This is a genomic window from Hymenobacter perfusus, from assembly GCF_003944765.1.
In the GTDB taxonomy this organism is placed as follows: Bacteria; Bacteroidota; Bacteroidia; order Cytophagales; family Hymenobacteraceae; genus Hymenobacter; species Hymenobacter perfusus.
Genome location: NZ_RWIU01000006.1, coordinates 237,394 through 257,171, shown reverse-complemented (window position 1 = coordinate 257,171; position 19,778 = coordinate 237,394). Strand labels below are relative to the sequence as shown.

Annotated in this window: 11 protein-coding genes; 3 read left to right on the top strand and 8 right to left on the bottom strand. The window is 61.5% G+C overall.

All coding sequences use genetic code 11. The annotated features are described in order from the left end of the window. Nucleotides 1-11: 11 nt before the first annotated feature. The 3 genes from EI293_RS17750 (at nt 12) to bglX (ending at nt 6,002) form a co-directional block, all read left to right on the top strand. Nucleotides 12-1,568, top strand: a complete 1,557-nt coding sequence (locus tag EI293_RS17750) for a RagB/SusD family nutrient uptake outer membrane protein (protein WP_125439889.1) — start codon at nt 12-14, stop codon at nt 1,566-1,568. Between the two features lie 158 nt (nt 1,569-1,726). Continuing rightward, a complete protein-coding gene (locus tag EI293_RS17745; protein WP_125439888.1) occupies nt 1,727-3,103 on the top strand; it encodes a glucoamylase family protein in 1,377 nt (458 codons plus the stop codon). A gap of 577 nt (nt 3,104-3,680) precedes the next feature. After that, nucleotides 3,681-6,002 (top strand): beta-glucosidase BglX, encoded by a 2,322-nt coding sequence (gene bglX / locus EI293_RS17740; RefSeq protein WP_125439887.1) that lies wholly within the window; start codon nt 3,681-3,683, stop codon nt 6,000-6,002. Between the two features lie 262 nt (nt 6,003-6,264). Here the strand turns inward: bglX and EI293_RS17735 are convergent, their stop codons facing one another. From EI293_RS17735 to EI293_RS17700, 8 genes are all read right to left on the bottom strand, one after another. Then, entirely contained in the window at nt 6,265-7,368 is a 1,104-nt protein-coding gene (locus EI293_RS17735; RefSeq protein ID WP_170170425.1) for a ligand-binding sensor domain-containing protein, read from the bottom strand. A gap of 362 nt (nt 7,369-7,730) precedes the next feature. Continuing rightward, a complete protein-coding gene (locus tag EI293_RS17730) occupies nt 7,731-8,822 on the bottom strand; it encodes an alpha/beta hydrolase (RefSeq protein WP_125439885.1) in 1,092 nt (363 codons plus the stop codon). A 144-nt stretch (nt 8,823-8,966) separates the two neighbouring features. Continuing rightward, entirely contained in the window at nt 8,967-10,430 is a 1,464-nt protein-coding gene (locus tag EI293_RS17725) for a glycoside hydrolase family 30 protein (protein ID WP_125439884.1), read from the bottom strand. 110 nt (nt 10,431-10,540) lie between these two features. After that, on the bottom strand, nt 10,541-11,992 hold the full coding sequence (locus EI293_RS17720; RefSeq protein ID WP_125439883.1) for a glycoside hydrolase family 30 protein: 1,452 nt from the start codon (nt 11,990-11,992) through the stop codon (nt 10,541-10,543). A 47-nt stretch (nt 11,993-12,039) separates the two neighbouring features. Then, entirely contained in the window at nt 12,040-14,001 is a 1,962-nt protein-coding gene (locus EI293_RS17715) for a sialate O-acetylesterase (protein ID WP_125439882.1), read from the bottom strand. A gap of 236 nt (nt 14,002-14,237) precedes the next feature. After that, entirely contained in the window at nt 14,238-16,358 is a 2,121-nt protein-coding gene (locus EI293_RS17710; RefSeq protein ID WP_125439881.1) for an RICIN domain-containing protein, read from the bottom strand. Nucleotides 16,359-16,567: 209 nt separating this feature from the next. Further along, nucleotides 16,568-18,232 (bottom strand): cellulase family glycosylhydrolase, encoded by a 1,665-nt coding sequence (locus EI293_RS17705; protein WP_125439880.1) that lies wholly within the window; start codon nt 18,230-18,232, stop codon nt 16,568-16,570. 105 nt (nt 18,233-18,337) lie between these two features. Next, nucleotides 18,338-19,765, bottom strand: coding sequence for a glycoside hydrolase family 30 protein (locus tag EI293_RS17700; protein ID WP_125439879.1), 1,428 nt, complete (start codon nt 19,763-19,765; stop codon nt 18,338-18,340). Nucleotides 19,766-19,778 lie beyond the last annotated feature (13 nt).

The window sequence follows — 19,778 nt, the reverse complement described above, 5'->3', positions numbered from 1 at the left end:
CCATCCCACCCATGAACGTGCTATCTACTCCCGTTGCCCGCCGCTTCCGGCTGGCGGCCCTTGGTCTGGCCCTCACGGCCGGGGCCGTGGGCTGCAAAGATTTCCTCGACGTAGCGCCCCAGGGCCAGCTCACCGAAGACCAGATTAAAACCGACCCCGCCGCCGCCCAGAAGCTAGTGGACGGCGTGTACAACGTGCTCTACCTGGGCGGCTTCGGGGCCGATACCCACGGCCTGCAGTACGTGATGCTGACCGACGTGGCCTCCGACGACTCCGACAAAGGCAGCTCGCCCCAGGACTACGGCCCGGCCTTGGAGGTGGACAACTTCACCCTCAACTCCACCAACGCCATTGTCGATAACGCCTGGCAGGGCTACTTTCAGGGCGTAAACCGCGCCAACCAGGCCCTGGATAAGATTCCGCTGAGCCCGGCCCCCGATGCCACCAAAAACCGCCTGCTGGGCGAGGTGCGCTTCCTGCGCGGCTACTTCTACTTCAACCTGGTGCGCTTCTTCGGGGGCGTGCCTAAGCTGGACCGCGTGCCCGCCGCCTCCGAAATCAATGACCCCGCGTTGCAGCGGCGCGCTACGGCTCCGGAAATCTACCAGCTCGTTATCAGTGATTTGCAGTTTGCGGTGGATAACCTGCCGCTGAAGGGCGCCACCGAAACCGGCCGCGCCACCAAGGCCGCCGCCCAGGCCATGCTGGCCAAGGTGTACCTCTATCAGAAGGACTACCAGAAAGCCTATGACCTGACCAGCGAGATTGTGCAGGGCCGCTCGGGCAACTACGGCCTGCTCCCCAGCTACGAGAATATCTGGCGGGAAGTGGGGGCCAACAGCGAGGAGTCGGTGTTTGAGATTCAGACCGGCATCAACGCTTCCTGCAACAACTCGGCCGTGAACCTGTACACCGTGAGCCAAGGCCCGCGGGCCGGCGGCCGGGGCGGCTGGGCCGATCTGGGCTTCGGCTTCAACACGCCCACCCAGCAGCTGGCCGATGCCTACGAGCCCGGCGACAAGCGCCGGGCCGGCACCATCATCTTCATCAACCCTACGGCCCCGGCCGGGCAGCGCTCCACCGGCACCGTGCTCTGGGACGGGTTCCGGATTCCGACCAAGGACTCGGTGGAGAACTTCCGCTACAGCTACAAGGCCTACCACAGCCGCACCAAGGAGCGCAACTGCGGCAACAACGACTACCTGCCCAAGAACATCCGGGTGCTGCGCTACGCCGAGGTGCTCCTGATTCAGGCCGAAGCCGCCGCCCAGCTGGGCAACACCACCGCCGCCCAAACTGCCCTGAACCTGGTGCGCGCCCGCGCCGGTCTGGCGGCCCGTCCGGCCACGGTGGCCAACATCTGGCTGGAGCGCCGGGTGGAGCTGGCCCTGGAGCACGACCGATTCTTTGATCTGGTGCGCCAGGAAAGCGTGCAGCCCGGCCGCATTGTGCCGCTGTTTGCGGCCCAGGGCAAAACCTTCACCAAAGGCAAAAACGAGCTGTTCCCCATCCCGCAGCAGCAGATTGACCTGAGCGGCGGCCAGTTGGCCCAGAACCCTGGGTATTAACGAAAGCCCGGCCCGGTCCGGCGGCTGCCAGCCGTCGGGCCGGTCGTCGTGAGCTGACGTTGTTACGTCGTCGTGCCATGAATCACACGACGGCCGCCGTACCGGCGCAGGTGCAGTCTGCATCCCCTTTCCGTTCCCTTATTTTCCACCCAACCCGTATGAAAGCACTTCTGCTGCTGACTCTGGGCCTGTTGCTGCCCGGCCTGACGGATGCTCAGCAAAAAGCCCCGGTCAAAAAAACACCGCCCGCTACCGCGTCACTCACACCCGCGGCCAGCGGCGCCAAACGCCCCCGCAACCTCTCCGATGAGCAGCTGCTGGATTTGGTGCAGCGCCAGACGTTCCGCTACTTCTGGGACTTCGGCCACCCCGTGTCGGGCATGGCCCGGGAGCGGAGCAACCGCTCCTTCGATTACGGCGACGAGGTGGTTACCACCGGCGGCACCGGCTTCGGGCTGATGGCCATTATCGTGGCGGCGGAGCGCAAGTGGATTACCCGCGAGCAGGCCGCCGAGCGGACCCTCAAAATCGTGAACTTCCTCTGGAAGGCCGATATGTACCACGGCGTGTTTCCGCACTGGCTGAACGGGGCCACCGGCAAAACCATCCGCTTCAGCCCCAAGGACGACGGCGGCGACCTGGTGGAAACGGCCTTTCTGTACGAGGGCCTGATCTGCGCCCGCCAGTACTTCACCGGCAACACGCCCGCCGAAAGCCAGCTGCGCAACAAGATTCTGTGGATGTGGGAAGGCGTGGAGTGGACCTGGCACCAGCAGAACGACCAGAGCGTGCTGTACTGGCACTGGAGCCCCAACAACGGCTGGAGCATGAACCATCAGATTCACGGCTGGAACGAGTGCCTGATAACCTACGTGCTGGCCGCTTCTTCGCCCAAGTACGCCATCGACAAGAAGGTATACGACCAGGGCTGGGCCACCGGCAACTACTTCAAAAACGGCAAGGAATTCTACGGTACGAAGCTGCCGCTGGGCTTCGATTTCGGCGGGCCGCTGTTCTTCTCGCACTACTCGTTCCTGGGACTCGACCCCCGCGGCCTCAAGGATCAGTACGCCGATTACTGGCAGCAGAACCAGGCCCACACCCGCATCAACTACGCCTACTGCGTGGATAACCCCAAGAAGTTCAAGGGCTACGGGCCCGACTGCTGGGGCCTCACTGCCTCCGACAGCTACCAGGGTTACGCCGCCCATTCGCCCACCGAGGACCTGAGCGTGATTTCGCCCACCGCCGCGCTGTCGGCCATGCCCTACGCGCCCAAGGAATCGATGGCGGCGCTGCGGCACTTCTACAACGATTTGGGCGACAACCTCTGGACCGAGTACGGCTTCGTGGACGGCTTCAGCGAGCAGCAGAACTGGTACGCCAAGTCGCACCTGGCCATTGACCAGGGCCCCATTGTGGGCATGATTGAAAACCACCGGACCGGCCTGCTCTGGAAGCTGTTCATGAGCAGCCCCGACGTGCAGCGCGGCCTCACCAAGCTTGGCTTCGAAAGCCCACAGCTAAAGAAGTAGGCCGGCGCCGAAAAAATCTGTCGGGTAGCTGCCAAAAACCTGTGCCGGGGGCCGACGGTGGCGGCCGTGCTGCTTACGTAACACGTAAAACCTCCTGAATCCAGGGTGGCAATTGGACGGCAAAAGGCTGTTTAACTGGGGTTTACTGTTGTGCTGACTTGTTGCCTTGTTCGGAGCCGTCGACGGGGCATTACACCTACATAACAAGCCACCGGGCTGCCATTCGGGCGGCTTGCTATGTAGGTGCAACCGGGGGGCTTCGGGCCGCGTTTGACTCCACGCAAAGCTTTCGTAGTATTGCAAAGCGCCGCCCAAAACCGGCCCTGATAAACTCCAGAAGGCTTTTCCTGCCTCGGACAACAGGGGCCGCCTGCTGGTCCACGTAGTCGTTTGCCGGCCGCCTTTTTTAGCTTCGGCTCGTACTTCTCCACGCCTTCTGACGCCTGATTTCCCACCTCTGCCGAACCTGCCGTAGCGTAAGCGGCAGGGCGGTAGCGTTCCGGCGGCGACCGGTCCCGTACCGGACTACGCGGCGGCCGTTTGCACTTCTGATTTTCCCCTACACTTCCCACTTCCCATGAATCGAGTTTTCCGTACCGCCCTGCTCATGTCGCTGGGGCTGCTCACACCCCAGCTCCAGGCCCAGCAACCCGCTACGGCCGCCACCGGCCGCGCCGCCGCTCCCGACCCCAAGATGACCAAGTTCATCGATGAGCTGCTGCAGAAAATGACGCTGGAGGAGAAAATCGGTCAGCTGAACATGATTACCGTGGGCTTCGATGTGACCGGCCCCGTGGTGAGCAAGGACGTGGATGCCAGCATTAAGCGCGGCTCGGTGGGCTCGGTGCTGAATACGTTTACGCCCCAGGCGGCCCGTAAGCTCCAGGAAATGGCCGTGAAGCAGACTCGCCTGCACATCCCGCTCATCTTCGGCTACGACGTGATTCACGGCCACCGCACCATTTTCCCCATTGCCCTGGGCCTGGCCAGTAGCTGGGATTTGCCGGCCATGGAGCGCAGCGCCCGCATTGCCGCCGAGGAAGCCTCCGCCGACGGTATCAACTGGGTGTACTCGCCGATGGTGGATATTGCCCGTGACCCGCGTTGGGGCCGCATCTCGGAGGGCTCGGGTGAGGACCCCTACCTGGGCTCCCAGATTGCCCGGGTGATGGTGCGCGGCTACCAGGGCGACGACCTGAAGAAGAACAACACCGTTATGGCCTGCGTGAAGCACTTCGCCCTCTACGGGGCCGCCGAAGCCGGCCGCGACTACAACACCACCGACATGAGCCTGGTGCGCATGTACAACGAGTACCTGCCGCCCTACAAAGCCGCCGTGGAAGCCGGCGCCGGTTCCATGATGTCCTCGTTCAACGATATCAACGGGGTGCCCGCCACCGGCAACAAGTGGCTGATGACCGAGCTGCTGCGCAACCAGTGGGGGTTTGATGGCTTCGTGGCTACCGACTACACCGCCATCAACGAAATGACCGCCCACGGCATGGGCGACGACGCCCAGGTGTCGGCCCTCGCCCTGAACGCCGGCATCGACCAGGACATGGTGGGCGAGATTTTCCTCAAGAACCTGGCCCAGAACCTGAAGGATGGCACCGTGCAGCAGGCCCAGATTGACCTGGCCTGCCGCCGCATTCTGGAAGCCAAATGGAAGCTGGGCCTGTTCGAGGACCCGTACCGCTACACCAACGAGAAGCGGGCCAAGGCGACCATGATGAAGAAGGAATTCGTGGCCGATGCCCGCGACATTGCCCGCAAAAGCCTGGTGCTGCTCAAGAACAGCAACAACACCCTGCCCTTGAAAAAGCAGGGCACCATCGCCCTCATCGGCCCACTGGCCACCCGCCAGCGCGACATGATTGGGAGCTGGAGCGGGGCCGGCGACTGGAAGCAGGCCGTATCCCTGGAGCAGGGCATTAAAAATGCTGTGGGCAGCGGCGTGAAAGTCGTGACGGCCCAGGGCGCCAACTTCACCGACGACGAGCAGATGATTGCCCGCCTCAACCAGCACGGCGGCGAGCTGAACGTGGACCAGCGCACCTCGGAGGAGATGATCCGGGAGGCGGTGCAGGTGGCCCAGCAGGCCGACGTGATTGTGGCCGCCGTGGGCGAAAGCCAGGGCATGACCGGCGAGGCTGCCAGCCGCGCCGACATTGGTCTGCCCGGTCAGCAGCTGGAGCTGCTGAAGGCGCTCAAGAAAACCGGCAAGCCGCTGGTGCTGGTGCTCATGAACGGCCGCCCGCTCACGCTGCCCTGGGAAGACAAAAACGCCGATGCTATCCTGGAAACCTGGTTTGCGGGCTCCCAGGCCGGCAACGCCATTGCCGATGTGCTGTTCGGCGGCTACAACCCCGCTGGTAAGCTCACGGCCACCTTCCCCCAGCATGTGGGCCAGGTGCCGCTCTACTACAACCACAAAATGACCGGCCGCCCGTACCAGGGCGTGGCGCTGGACAAGTACAAGTCGCGGTACATGGACGTGAGCAACGATCCACTGTATCCGTTCGGCTTCGGGCTGAGCTACACCACCTTCGAGTACGGCAAGCCAGAGCTGAGCACCACCAGCTTAAGCATGAACGGCACGCTGGACGTGAAGGTAACCGTGAAAAACACCGGCAACTACGACGGCGAAGAAGTAGCCCAGCTCTACATCCGGGATATGGTCGGCTCTATTTCGCGGCCGGTGCAGGAGCTGAAAGGCTTCCAGAAGGTGATGCTCAAGAAGGGCGAAAGCCGCACGCTCACCTTCCGCCTCACCCCTGAAGACCTCAAGTTCTACAACACCGACCTGAAGTTTGCGGCCGAGCCCGGCGACTTCCAGGTGATGGTGGGCGGCAACTCCCGCGACGTGCAGATGGCCGCCTTCAAGCTGGCCGCACAGTAAGCCACCGCCAACCTGCGCCTCGTGTGGGACGAATGCGCGGGGGCTCCCGGAAACCGGAATGCCTGTTAGGGGAGCAGACTGATTTTCCGGGAGCCGACCAACAAAAAGCGCGACGCCTGAGCAGGCGTCGCGCTTTTTGTTGGTCGGGATGAGCTAAAGCCTGTTGACAGTCAGGGCATCCAACTGGGGGCAGCATAGGCGGTGGCTAAAACAGCTGCTTGGTAGCGCATTCCCAAAATACCGCCCTCGCTGTCCACAAACTTCAGCGTTTGTATTCTGAGTAAGCAATGAATTTTTCTCCATCGTAAAGGTAGAGGCCTGTTTCTCTTGTGCCCACCCAGAAACTTTCACTTGTACCTTCCAGAATTGACCAAACCCAAGGATTTATTAGTCCATCTTTCTTTGTAAAAGGAGTAAATATTTTGCCGTCGTAACGGCTAAGTCCGGTAGCACCACCAAACCAGATATTTCCTTTTTTGTCTTCTATAATTCGAGTGACTGCGCCGGGCATACCATCTTCTTTTGTAAAGCTTACGAATGATTTGCCATCATACCGGTAGGCCCCACCCCAATTGCTGAACCAGATATTACCGGCCTTATCCTGCAATTGTGGCCAAGCCCAATTATGCGCTTTGGGCTTTGGTCCATCCTGAAATAATTCTTTTAGTTTAAGGTTGGTTACAGCTTTGCCGTCATATCGATACACTCCTTTGTTAGTTCGTCCTCCAAACCAAATGTTACCTGCTTTATCTTCGAAAATACGTTCCGCCTTATCGTTGTTAGTCAATATTCCACTTGCGGCCTCATCAAGTATAAACGGTGTAAAGGATTTTCCATCGTAAACGTAAATGCCATCTATTGTTGCAAACCATAGCTTATTCGCTTTGTCCTGCATGATATCGTATACACTATGCGTTTGGTAAAACTTGTTTTTGTTCAGTGATAGATTTTTAGGTAAAGGAATCTGAATTTCAACAAATTTTTTACCATTGTAGAGGCAAATTCCATCTTTAGTGCCAATCCAGATATTGCCATCTTTATCTTCCAGAATATCGTTGATGGAATTACTGTTTAATCCATCAGCTACCAAAAATTGGCGAAATGATTTTCCGTCATATGCATAAAGGCCGTTTTCTGTGGTTCCGAACCAAAGGTTACCGGCTTTGTCCTGTAGGATGCAATTGACGTTGCCATACCTAGGGTTGCCGATGGTTTTGATCAGTTTTGGGTGTCCGTCAGCTACTTTGTTTGATTCGCCTGCTTGTTCTGCTGGCAAGTCTTTTGCAGCTGGCCCATTGCAGGCAGATACCCAGAAGAGGATTGCCAGAAAAGCAAAGGCCTGCGTTGGCGAGTAATATTTTTTCATGGGGCAAATTGTCATTGCGGCTTTCTGGCTACTTATCAGCCTGTTGTAGCGCTGCAATGACCGGCAAATTTTGGATCGACGCAACTCCATGACATTGCTTGTAGCGGCAAAATAGTCGCATAAAACTACAGCGGTATCCGTGACCAGTGGCCGCTTTAGGCAGGGGTAGAGTGCGCTCATCGTCAGAACAATAGTGCTCAACGGCAGGGAGAAACCGGAGGTCGACGCAGCTAAGCCCCTACTCGTTCTAACAGGATACTGGTAATGAAAGAAACTGGCATAGCACGCCAATGCTACTCCTGGCACGGCGATGCAGACATGTGCGGGAGTTACTTGGCTACGCCAACTGCCAGTTCGCTGCATTACTCAAACTGTAGGAGCTGGTTGAAGAACGGCAGGACCTTCCGGTAGAAACGGCCGTCGTGGCCCATAATGCGGTTGCCGTGGTTGCCCTCGTAGCTCTCGGCGGTGTGGGGAATGCCGTAAGCTGAGAGGTGAGCATCAAGGGTGCGGCACGTGGCCGGAATGTGCTGAAACTGGTCCTGCTCACCCCAGTCGAAGGCTAGGCCGCGCAGCTGGCGCAGGCTGGCCAAATGCGTGGGCAGCAGGTTGAGGGGTGAGGACGCGCCCCACTGGGCCAGTACAGTGTCGCGGTGGCGGAGGCTGTCGGCCCCGAAGGAATAAGGCAGGGCCGCCCCGAACGTGCCCCGCCCGGGCGTGGGCGAAAAGGCCCGGGCACAGGCCACCAGCCGCACGGCGTTGAAATCCTGCATCAGCCCGGCCGGTGTGGTAGCCCGGCTGGCCAGGCTCTGACTGGGACGGGCGGCCATCCACTCGGGGTGGGGCGCGGCAAAGGCGGGGCTGAGGGCGTAGGCAGCAGCGTAGGTATCGGGGTACAGCAGGGCCAGCCGCAGGGTGCCGTTGCCGCCCATGCTGTGGCCGGCCAGGCCCCGGCTGGCGGGCCGGGCCAGGGTGCGGTAGTTTTTATCAATGAAGCTCACCAGCTCTTTTGCCGTGAAATCGGCCCAGGGGCCGTTGGTGGCCGAGTTGGCGTAGAAGCTACCCTGAAACAACGTCTGCTCATTGGGTACCACCACCACTAGCGGCCGAATCTGTCCGGCGGCAATGGCCTCGTCCAGCAGCGCGGCCATGCCGTCGGCGTGGAAAATCAGGCTGTCGTTCCAGGTGAAGCCGTGCAGGTAGTAGAGCGTCGGGTAGCGCCGGGAGGCGTTGGCCTCATAGCCGGCCGGCAGGTATACGCTCACCCGCCGCCGCGGATTTTCGCCGCCCGGGTTGCCTTTCAGCAGCTTTGAATCCAGGTAGGTAACCACTACGCGGCCCTTGGCGGGCATTTGGGCCGGGGCCGGCAGCCGCCAGAGCAGCGCCAGCAGGAGCAACGGCATCAGATGCGGCTGCCGAGGAGGGTGGAAATTCCAGGAACGCAGAGTAAGCATATCAAAGTAAAAAGGAACGTCATGCTGAGCGACGCCAACGTATCTCTACCGCTTCGTAAGAGGCAAAAGGGGTTACCCTTGGTATAGATACTTCGGTGCCGCTCAGCATGACGTTTGGTTAATCGTCAGCTAAAAGAGGCTGGCTCAATTCACCACCAGCGTCATGATGGAGTGGGGGGCGCTGGTGGTTTGGGCGGCCTGGCCTTTCAGCCAGAGCTGGAAGGGCTGCTCCTTATCGGTGCTGTTCATGACTACCACGGCTACTTTGCCATCGGTGTTCAGGAAAGCGGTGGTTTGCAGTACGTCGCGGCTGCTGGCGGTGGCAATGCGCCGGGCGCCGGGGCGGATGAACTTGGAGAAGTGCCCAATGTAGTAGTAGGCGTTGGTGTAGAGCAGCTGGCCGCTGCGCGTGTCGCCGATGATGGGGGCGTAGCAGAAGTTGCCCACATGGTTGGGGCCGCCGGTTTCATCCAGCAGCACGTTCCAGTCGGTCCAGGCCACGGTGCCGGCGTTGAAGTCGTTGATCATGGAGTTGCCGTACCGCTCGCCCAGCTTCCAGTCGTTGATGCCCTCAAACTTGAAACTCTCCACGCAGCCTTCGGTGAAGATCAGCTGCTTATCGGGGTAGGTTTCGTGCACGCGGCGCAGGTTCTCGAACTGCATGCCGCTGCCGGTCCAGGTTTCGTACCAGTGAAACCCAATGCCCCAGTAGTATTTGCTGGCCTCGGGGTCGTCGAAGAGCGTGGCGGCGCGCTGGAACATCAGGTCGCGGTTATGGTCCCAGCCGATGAGCTTTTTGTCGCTCAGGCCGGCCTTTTTGAGCGTGGGGCCGAGGTAGCCCTTCACGAAGTCCCGCTCGTCCTCGGCCGTAAACAGGCAGGATTCCCACTTCTGCTTGGCCATTGGCTCGTTCTGCACCGTGAGGCCCCAGATGGGGATACCCAGCTTCTCGTATGTCTGGATGAACTTCACGTAGTAGTCGGCCCAGCTCTGGCGGAACTCGGGCAGCAGCTTGCCGCCCTGCAGCATGCTTTTGTTGTCCTTCATCCAGGCCGGGGGGCTCCAGGGGCTCACGTACATCGTGAGCTTGCCGCCGGCCGCCGCCTGGGCCTGCTTAATGAACGGAATCCGGTACTGCTCATCGTGCTTTACGCTGAAGGTCTTCAGCGCCTTGTCGCCGTCGGCCACGTAGGTGTAGCTGCCGCTGCTGAAGTCGGTGCTATGGATGCTGGTGCGGGCCAGCGTGTAGCCGATGCCGTTGGTGGGACTGTAATACGCCTGCAAAAACTCCTGCTGCCGGGCTTTGGGCAGCTTGGCAAAGGTTTCGGCGGCAGCATCGGTGAGGGCCCCACCAATGCCGAGAAAGGTCTGGAACGCGTGGGTGGGGTCTACGAACACCGTGGGCTGGGTTTCCAGCGGCTGGGGCTGGGCCTGAAAGGTGAGCTTGCCGGCTTCAGCCAGCCGCTGACTGGTGCCGCTGACGGTGGCGTACACCTGCACCTGCCGGCCCGCCGCCGAATAGGCTTTGGAGGGAGTAGCGGGCTTCTGAGCGGTAGCAACCGCGCTGATGCCAGTGGCCAGCAGCGCAGTTAAAAGGGTTTTCTGCATGAGTATAGAATGGGTAGGAAGTTGCTTGTTGGTGAGGGTGGTCGTGACGTGTTATCGTGAGGGGTGACAGCCTGGGTTTCGTCGGGCTTCTAGTTGCGCGGCCTTGGGAATTACCACACGTAGGTACCGGCCGCGCCGGCTGCCAGGGAAGTCGTCACGGCTTTGTTGCGGTACTGGATGTCAAAGGTTTGGGAAGTGCCGCCGGTGTTCAGCACGATGAGCACTTTTTTGCCGTCGGGGTTCTTGAAGGCTACGTTCTGGAGGTTGCCGGGCAAGTTGCTGCCGATGCGCACCGAGCCTGGCCGTACAAACTTGGCCGCGTGGGCCACCGTGTAGTAGGCCGGGTTACGCGTCACGGCGTTACCGTTGATGGTGACGGCGCCCAGGCAATTGGTGCATCCTCCGGCCGTGTGCGGACCGTAGTTTTGGTCGGCGGCCAGGTTCCACTCCAGCACGTTGCGGCTCCAGTTGCGCGTGGCCCCGATAATGAGGTTCTGCATGTGCCAGCTGAAATCGGGGTTGAAGCTGCCGGGGCCGCCCACCCACTGCTCCGTGAAATACACGTTTTTGGTGGGAAACGCATCGTGCACCGTACTCATGGCAGAGATGTTGCCGGCATACAGATGGAAGGCCGAACCATCGACGTACTGACTGGCCTGCGCGTCCTGCAGAACAGTGAGCGGGTAATCGGGCCGGTCTAGGTTGTGGTCGTAGGCAATGATTTTGGTGTTCAGCCCTGCTGCCCGTAGTGCCGGCCCCACGTTGGCCCGAATGAAGGTGGCCTGCTCGGTGGCCGTCATCACCATGCTGGGGTTGTTGCCGCCGTGCAAAGGCTCGTTCTGCAGCGTAACAGCGTCAATGGTAACGCCCTCAGCCTTCATTCCCTGAATGTACTTGACGAAATATTGGGCGTAGGCCGCGTAGTACTCCGGTTTCAGCGACCCACCCACGAAGCTGCCGTTGGTTTTCATCCAGGTCGGGGCCGTCCAGGGGGAACCCAGGATTTTGATGTTGGGGTTGATGGCCAGGATTTCCTTGAGCACCGGCAGCAGATGCTGGCGGTCGGGGGCGAGGCTGAACTGTGCCAGTGTGGGGTCGGGCTGAGAGGTATCGTCGTAGGTGAAAGGCGCCGCATCCAGATCCGAGGCCCCAATGCTCAGGCGCAGGTAGCTGGTCCCGATGCTGGTGCCATCGGTGGCAAACAGCTCCTTAAGCAGCGCGGCGCGTTCCGTAGCCCCCATCTGGTGCAGCAACTGGGCGCTGCCACCTGTCAGCGTATACCCGAAGCCGTCGATGCTCTGGTACGTCTGGGTGGTATCGACGGTAATAGCCAGGTTCTGGCTGGTAGCCGTAGTAAAATTCAAGGGCAATGTGCTCTTGTAAAACCGCGTCGATTGGTCGGTAGTAGTAAGCCAGAGGGCTACCTGGGAAGGCCCGGAAGGCCCAGGGGGCAGCGGCGGCTCCGGTGTCGGTTCCGATTTGCCATCGGAACCGCAGCCGGTGGCCAGCCCTAGCAGCAGGGCGCAGGACAGACCCAGAGGAAGATGGAAGGGTAGTTTCATGAGATTAAGAAAAAGCACGAGGTGGAAAGGCGAATCAGGAAGCCTGCTTAACGGGGCCAGTTATCGGAGCGAAAAGGGGAAGCGGGCAGGCCGGCTTTGTTGGAGAGGGTAGCGGGCCGGTTGTTGCCCCAGGCGTAGCGCACGGCTACGGGGTTGGGCACGCCGTCGGCCCGTAGGACTACCGCGTTGCCCTGCACCTCGGCCCGGGCCCACACAAAGTGCTTATCGGGGCCGGCAATGGAGAAGGAGGTCTGCCCATCAGCTCCCGGCTTCAGCACCAGGCCGCCGCCCACGTTGCCAAAAGTGAGGCGGAGCTGGTTTTTCTCCGGGGTCAGCTTCTCAAACGTAGGTCCGGACGATACCACGGCCGTTTCGCCGTAGGCCACGCGCCGGGCCGCCAGGGCCAGGCGGTGACCCACATCCAGCTTGTAGCGGGGGTGAATGTCGTCGGCATTGCCCAGGTCCAGGGCCACGGCCTGCGCGGTTTTGGGTACGGTGAGCGTGGTCAGGCGTTGCGCCTCGCGGAGGCGGGCCCAGTCGGTATCAGCAGGTTCGGCGGGGTCGTACATGTAGCCGGCCAGCTGCACGAACAGGAAGGGCAGAGCCGGTTGCTGCCAGCGGGTGCGCCAGTCCTGAATCAGGGCCGGAAACAGCTGCTGGTACTGCTCCGCCCGGCCCGCGTTGCTCTCCCCCTGATACCAGATAACACCCTTCAGGGCGTAGGGGTGCAGCGGGGCAATCATGCCGTTATAGAGGGCCGTGGCGAAATTCTGGGTGCCGCCGGGGAATGGGGAGCGGGGCCGGGAAGCAGGGTCGTAGGCGGGGCGGTATAGCCACTCGCCAGCCAGCGGTACGGTGGTGGTGCCCACCGTGGCCTTCATGTCGGTGGGTTTGCCCCACACGCCGCCGCCGCTGCCGTTGTCGGTTACGCGCACGGTTACCACGTTGCGGCCGGCGCGCACCAAGCTGGCCGGCACGGTGTAGCGCCGCAGGGTAGCGTACCCCCGCGTTCCACCAATGGCTACTCCGTTGAAAAAGGTGCTGTCATTGTCATCTACCTGCGCCAGGCTCAGGGTCAGTGGCTGATTGGCCGCCGTAGCCGGCAGGGTAAATTCCCGCCGCAGCCACAGCACGCCATCGAAGTCGCGCAGCTCCGGTAACTGGCCTTCCCAGTAGCCAGGCAGCTGCATGGTTTTCCAGTCGGTGGTAGTCAGCGCCGGGTCGGCCCAGGTGGGCTGGCCCGGCAGCAGACCGTGGTCCTGGCCTTCGGGGCTGCGCTGCCAGTTGGTGAGGCGGGTGGCGTAGGCGGTTTCCTGGTCGGCAAAGGAACCGGTTTGCTGCGCCAATGAGGCCAGGGCCGGCTGAAAATCGGGGAGCTGACGCAGGGCCTCGGTGCTGGTCCAGGCTTCGGCTACGGTGCCGCCCCACTCGGCCGTAATCAACCCTACGGGTATCTTGTACTGCTGCTGCAGCTCGCGCCCGAAGAAGTAGGCTACGGCCGAAAATCCGGCGGCCGACTGCGGGGTGCAGGACTGCCATTCGCCCCCAGCCAGCTCGGCCAGGGGGCGGATTTCGGCGCGGTTGGGCACGTTGAACAGGCGGATCTGGGGGTGGTTGGCGGCGGCAGCGGCTTCGGCTCCACCGGCCGCGTCGCGCAGGGGCCACTCCATGTTCGACTGTCCCGAGGCCAGCCAGACGTCGCCTACCAGCACATCCGTCAGGCGTAGCGTATTAGTGCCCTGCACCGTTAGCTCAAACGGGCCGCCGGCCGGCTGGGCCGGCAGCTTGAGCGCCCACCGGCCATCGGCCCCGGCCTTGGTCTGCACTTTCGCCCCCCGAAACGACACGCTCACGGCTTCCCCCGGCGCGGCCCAGCCCCAGAGCGGCAGAACCTGGTTGCGCTGAAGGACCATGTGCGAGCCCACGAGGCGGGGCAGACGCACAGTGGCCCGGGCCGCCGGAGCAGCCAGCAGAAAAACAGCAAGTACAGGAAGGCGGGAGAGTTTCATAGGCACTTGAACAGCTGAAAACGGCCTCGGAGAGTTCCATCGGGGCGACAGAAGGAACCGTTCTGGCCCCGAAGGATGCACCTGTGAGGCCGTAAAAGCTTCCGTTACATGTGCGCTGCCGGGCACTTTGGGGGTTGGCCAGCCGCGCAGTTTAGTGGTAGGTAGAAGTTCGATTAATAGGCATCAAGCGAAAAAACCGGCCCCGAACGAGCTTCGGGGCCGGTGATGAAGACGGTTTATTCGTGGGCCACTACTACGCGCCGCACCAGTTGGCCGGCGGGCGTATCAACCTGCAGCAGATAAATGCCGGCCCGCAACGCGGCCACCGGCAGCGTCAGGTGGTTTTCGCCGCTGGTCACGGCCTGATCGGCCTGATTGATGATGAGGCGGCCGGTGAGGTCGAGCAAACGCAGGTTCAGGCGCTGGGTACCCGGCGCGTTGTAGTGCAGGCTCAGCTCGGCATCAGCCGTGGTGGGGTACACCTGCAAGCGCAGGTCGGCGGCCGAACCGGCGGCGGCTAACGCCACACGGGCCGCGCCCTGGTCCGAGAACCACCAGCGCTGGTTGTCGCCGCCGCCGTAAGTCCACTGGTGCACGGCTGCACCGTCGGCGGTAGAGTTGTTTTCCACGTCCAGGGCCTTGCCGCTGAACTTGTTGAGGATGCGGTACGTGCCGTCGCCGTTGCTCAGAATCTGCCAGTACTGGCTGTCCTGGGTCAGCCAGTCCCACTGGTGCGCCTTGGCGCCATCGGCCGTGCTGGGGCCGGCAATGTCCAGGCTCTTGTTGCTGTTCAGGTTCACGATGCGCACGTAGCCGCCGCCGGCGTCCACCAGCTTCCATTTCTGGCTGGCCGCGCTGGCCCAGGTCCACTGCTGCACCCGCCCGCCGTTCACCTGCGAGTTGGCCGATACCTCCAGGGCTTTGCCGCCGTTCTTGGAGCTGATTTCGTAGATGCGCCCAATGGCCGGGCCGCTGCTGGTGGCGGTGCCGTTGTAGTTGCCGCCGCCGGGGTAGTTCACAATGCCGTTCTGGTTCGGCGACACGGCCGCTACCGTGGTATTGGGCACGCAGTTGGCAAAGCGGATGTTGGTGAGCACCTGATTCAGGCCGGCGGGCCCGTCTACCACGTAGGGCGGGTTGATGTGCATGAAGGCCGGGTTGCTGCGGTCCTCGAAGCGCTTGTAGGTCCAGTGGCACCAGCCAATGCCCACGGAGTTGAGGTTGCGGGCCGCGTCGCGCATCCAGGTGTCGGTGTTTTCGCCGGTTTCCCCAATCCAGATGGGCACGTTGTGGGTGGTGCGGAAGTTGCGCAGGTTCCCGATGAAGCGCAGGTCGTTGGCCCCGCCGCCGGTGGAGTTCACGCCGTTGTCCATCTCATAGCCCGTGCCGCTGTAGCGGTGCGAGTTGTACACCAGGTTGCTCCGGTTGGGGAAGGTAAACGGCTCCATGTAGTTGTAGTCGTTGCCCCAGCCGTTGCCTTCCACCAGAATCAGGTGGTTGTCGCCCTGGTTACGAACAGTGGTGATCAGGCGCTGCAGTACGTCGTGAATCTTCTGGTTGCTGGGGTAGTTGTTCGGCTCGTTGATGAGGTCGTACATAGCCACCCGCGAGTCGTTCTTGTAGCGGGTCGAAATGAACGACCAGAGCCGGTTGAGTACATCCTGGTTGATCTGGCGGTTCCAGAGGTCATTGGCCACAATCTGGTCGGCAATGTTGGCGTCGGTGCCCTGGGAGCCGGGTACGGCGTGCATGTCCAGTACCACGTACATGTTGTTGGTCTGCGCCCAGGCCAGGGTATTGTCAATCATGGCCAGGGCTGCCATGTTGTTGGGGTCGGTGAAAAGCTGATTGTTGTTGTACCAGCCCGTCAGTTGGCCCACGTAGGAGTCGTAGCTCACGGTGCCGCGCATCACGCTGTTGCGCACGGCCCGCTGGGCCGGGGTCAGAAACAGCTCGTAGTGCAGCGGCAGCCGGATGCAGTTGAAGCCCTTGCTGGCGATGTAGTCGATATCGGGCTTGGTAATGAAGTTGGCGCGGTAGTTCTGGTAGAAGGTCTCCACGGCCGCGTCGCTCATGCCGGCGTTGTAGAGCGTCTTCTTAACCTTGCCCTGGGTCTGCTTGCCATCGAGACCGGGCCAGCCTACCTTCATCATATAGCCCTCCTGCACGGCCCAGTTGCCCAGGTTCATGCCGTTGAGGATAACTTCCTGGTTGCTGGCATTCACGATGCGCTGCCCATCGGCCCGCAGAAAACTCTGGGCATCGGCGGCCTGCCCGAGGCCTAAACCGGCGAGTAACAGCGGCACGCGCCGCAACGCCCGGGCCATGCGGCCCACTGAAAAAGTACTGGTGTTCATGCTGGTGGGAATTGGTTGTGAAAAAGGAAAAGAAACAAACAGGCCCTGGGGAGGCCGGAAAGGTCAGTTTTGTCGGGATGAGCCGGCGTAAGTCACTAGGTCACTACCATTTCCCACGCGGCATGAGGGGGCGGGGTACTCTGGAAAATCAGAGCGTATGAAGCTTTAGCGGCTTCACTCAGCCCACCTGCGTGGGCTGTAATCAGGCTTTATTCGTGGGCTACTACCACGCGGCGGGCCAGCCGGCCGGTGGGCGTATCCAGCTGTAGCACGTACATGCCGGCCGGCAGGGCCGCCACGGGCAGCTGGAGCCGGTTTTCGCCGGCAATGGCGGGGTAATTAGGCTGGCTGCTTACCACGCGGCCCGCCAGGTCCAGCAGCCGCACTTGCAGGCGTTGTGGGGCAGGAGCACTGTAGCGAAGGCTTAGGGTGGCATCGGTTACCGTCGGGTACACTTGCAGGCGCTCATCAGGCCGGGCCGGGGCCGTGGCCGTCACCACGGTGCCATCGTAGTTGCCACCGCCGGGGTAGTTCACAATACCGTTGCGGTTGGGGGCAATGGCGGCCTGGGTGCTGTTGGTCACGCAGTTGGCAAACAGCATGTTGTTGAGCGCAATGTTCAGCGTGCCGGGGCCATCCACGATGTAAGGCGGATTGATGTGCAGCAGGGCCGCGTTGTTCCGGTTCTCAAACCGCTTGAGCGTCCAGTGACACCAGCCAATGCCCACCGAGTTGAGGCTTTTGGCGGCGTCCTGCATCCAGCCGTCGTTGTTTTCCCCGGTTTCCCCCACCCAGATGGGCACGTCGTTATCGGTGCGGAAGCGGGTGAGGTTGCCGATGGTGCGCAGGTTATTGGGGCTGTTGGGGTCGGCGGAAGTAACGTTGTTGTCAAGCAGGTACCCGGTGCCACTGTAGCGGTGCGAGTTGTAGACCAGGTTGGCCGTGTTGGTGAAGGTGCGCTTCTCCATGTAGTTGAAGTCGTTGCCGTAGCCGTTACCTTCCAATAACAGCAGGTGGTTGTCGCCCTGGTTACGAACAGTGGTGATCAGGCGCTGCAGCACGTCGTGGATCTGCTGGTTGCTGGGTACGTTGTTGGGCTCGTTGATCAGGTCGTACATAGCCACGCGCGCGTCGTTCCTGTAGCGCGCGGCAATGGTGGCCCACAAGCGGGCGGTTATGTCCTGGTACGTGCTGTTATTCCAGAAATCCAGCGGCACCAGGGAGTCGGCAATGTTGGCATCCGTACCCTGCGAGCCGGGGGCGGCGTGCAGGTCCAGTATCACGTAGAGCTTGTTGGCCTGCGCCCAAGCCAGGGTATTGTCAATCATGCGCCAGGCCTCCATGTTGGCCGGATCGGTGAACAGCTGGTTGGCGTTGTACCAGCTGGTAAGCGCACTCACGTAGTCGGGGTAGGTGGTGGTGCCGCGCAGCACACCGTTGCGCACGGCCCGCTGGGCCGGTGTCAGGAACAGGTCGTAGTGCAGCGGCAGCCGCACGCAGTTGAAGCCCAGAGCGGCCACGTAATCCAGATCCGGCTTCTGAATGAAGTTGTTGCGGTAGTTCTGGTAAAACGTTTCCACGGCCGCGTCGCTCAGACCAAAGCCGTACAGCGTTTTCTTGACGGCCCCCTGCGTGGCCTTGCCGTCCACACCCGGCCAGCCCGGCTTGATGATATAGCCTTCCTGCAAAGCCCACCCACCCAGATTCACCCCGTTGAGCAACACTTCCTGGTTGCTGGCATTCACAATCCGGCCGCCTTCAGCGTGCAGAAAGCTTTGCGCGGCTGCCTGTTGCCCCAACCCAATACCGGCCAGCAACAGCAGGTGGCGTAAAGTCCGGGACAGGCGGCTCCCTGCGGGTGTAATAGTGCTCATAAGGGTGGGAATGAAGGACGGATGGATGGGAAATAAGCCCTGGGGAGGCCGGCAAGTGTTGGAGACTGTCCACAGAAATTGCCTTCGGGAATTTTTACTGCGCCGCTACCACACGTAGGTGCCGGCCGCGCCGGGTTGGAGCGTAGAGGTGAGGGTTTTGCCCTGGTAGCGGAGGCTGAAGGGCTGGGTTTGCTTGGAGTTGTTCTGTACCACCACTACTTTCTGGCCGTTGGGGGCTTTGAAGGCCACGTTAGGCAGGGTTTCGGAAGCGGTGGACGCAATGCGCACCGAGCCGGGCCGGGCGAACTTGCTGGCGTGGGCAATGATGTAGTAGGCATCTTCGCGGGTTACGGTGCTGCCATCAATGGTGAGGGCACCCCGGCACTCAGTACAGCCGCCGGGCGTGTGCGGGTTCTGCTGCGGGTCGGCGGCCAGGTTCCACTCCAGCACAGTGCGGGCCCAGTTGCGGGTAGCCCCAATGATGAGTGTGCGCACATGCCAGGGCAGATTTTCCGCAAAGGCGCTTTTCGAGCCCACCCATTGCTCCGTGAAATACACGTTCCGGTCGGGGTGGGCATCGTGTACCTGGCTCAGGGCCTCAATGGGGCCGGCGTAGAGGTGAAAAGCCGAGCCATCCACGTATTTCTTGGCTTCGGGGTCGTTGAGGATGGTCAGGGGGTAGTCGGGCCGGTCGGCGTTGTGGTCGTACACGATGATTTTCGTGTCGATTTTGGCGGCCGCGAAGGCCGGGCCCAGGTGCTTCTTGACAAACTCGGCCTGTTGCTCGGCCAGCATGAGCAGGCTGGGGTTATTGCCCGGGTGCAGCGGCTCGTTTTGCACCGTTATGGCGTCGACGCGCACGCCCTGGGCCTGCATAGCCTGCACGTACTTCACAAAATACTGCGCGTAAGCCGGATAAAACTCCGGTTTCAAGGAGCCGCCCTTGGAGTTGCCGTTGGTCTTCATCCACGGCGGCGGCGACCAGGGCGAGCCAAGCAGCTTGATATTGGGGTTGATGGCCAGAATTTCCTTGAGCACCGGCAACAGGTGCGGCTCATCGGGGGCGAGGCTGAACTTGGCCAGGGTCGGGTCGGTCTGGCCTTCCGGCAGGTCGTCGTAGCTGAACACGGTGCCATCCAGGTCGGAGGCCCCGATGCTCAGGCGCAGGTAGCTCACGCCGATGTTGGTACCGTCGGTGGCGAACAGTTCCCGCAGAATGGCTTGGCGGGCCTCGGGCGTCATGCGGTGCAGCAACTCGGCGCTGCCACCGGTGAGGCAGTAGCCAAACCCGTCAATGGTCTGGAAAGTCTGCTTGTCGTCGACCTCAATCACCGGAGTGCCGGCGGCGGGGGCGGTGGCCGTCCAGGCCGGCGTGGGCTGCAGTGCAAACAGGGCCGACTTATCGGGATTGGTCAGCCAGAAACCAACGGAGCCTTTCGCGGGGCCCGACTGTGGCATGCGCTGGCAGCCGGAGTTCAGGCCCAGCGTCAGGAGCAGGGCGGCGGGGAAAACGGAGCGGGAAAGGAAGGACATAGGGCGGAAGGAA

What these genes read in the sequence shown, in the direction of transcription:
- bglX (WP_125439887.1), top strand. Translation starts at nt 3,681, where the DNA reads ATGAATCGAGTTTTCCGTACCGCCCTGCTCATGTCGCTGGGGCTGCTC.
- EI293_RS17725 (WP_125439884.1), bottom strand. Translation starts at nt 10,430, where the DNA reads ATGCAGAAAACCCTTTTAACTGCGCTGCTGGCCACTGGCATCAGCGCG.
- EI293_RS17745 (WP_125439888.1), top strand. Translation starts at nt 1,727, where the DNA reads ATGAAAGCACTTCTGCTGCTGACTCTGGGCCTGTTGCTGCCCGGCCTG.
- EI293_RS17730 (WP_125439885.1), bottom strand. Translation starts at nt 8,822, where the DNA reads ATGCTTACTCTGCGTTCCTGGAATTTCCACCCTCCTCGGCAGCCGCAT.
- EI293_RS17715 (WP_125439882.1), bottom strand. Translation starts at nt 14,001, where the DNA reads ATGAAACTCTCCCGCCTTCCTGTACTTGCTGTTTTTCTGCTGGCTGCT.
- EI293_RS17750 (WP_125439889.1), top strand. Translation starts at nt 12, where the DNA reads ATGAACGTGCTATCTACTCCCGTTGCCCGCCGCTTCCGGCTGGCGGCC.
- EI293_RS17705 (WP_125439880.1), bottom strand. Translation starts at nt 18,232, where the DNA reads ATGAGCACTATTACACCCGCAGGGAGCCGCCTGTCCCGGACTTTACGC.
- EI293_RS17720 (WP_125439883.1), bottom strand. Translation starts at nt 11,992, where the DNA reads ATGAAACTACCCTTCCATCTTCCTCTGGGTCTGTCCTGCGCCCTGCTG.
- EI293_RS17735 (WP_170170425.1), bottom strand. Translation starts at nt 7,368, where the DNA reads ATGAAAAAATATTACTCGCCAACGCAGGCCTTTGCTTTTCTGGCAATC.
- EI293_RS17700 (WP_125439879.1), bottom strand. Translation starts at nt 19,765, where the DNA reads ATGTCCTTCCTTTCCCGCTCCGTTTTCCCCGCCGCCCTGCTCCTGACG.
- EI293_RS17710 (WP_125439881.1), bottom strand. Translation starts at nt 16,358, where the DNA reads ATGAACACCAGTACTTTTTCAGTGGGCCGCATGGCCCGGGCGTTGCGG.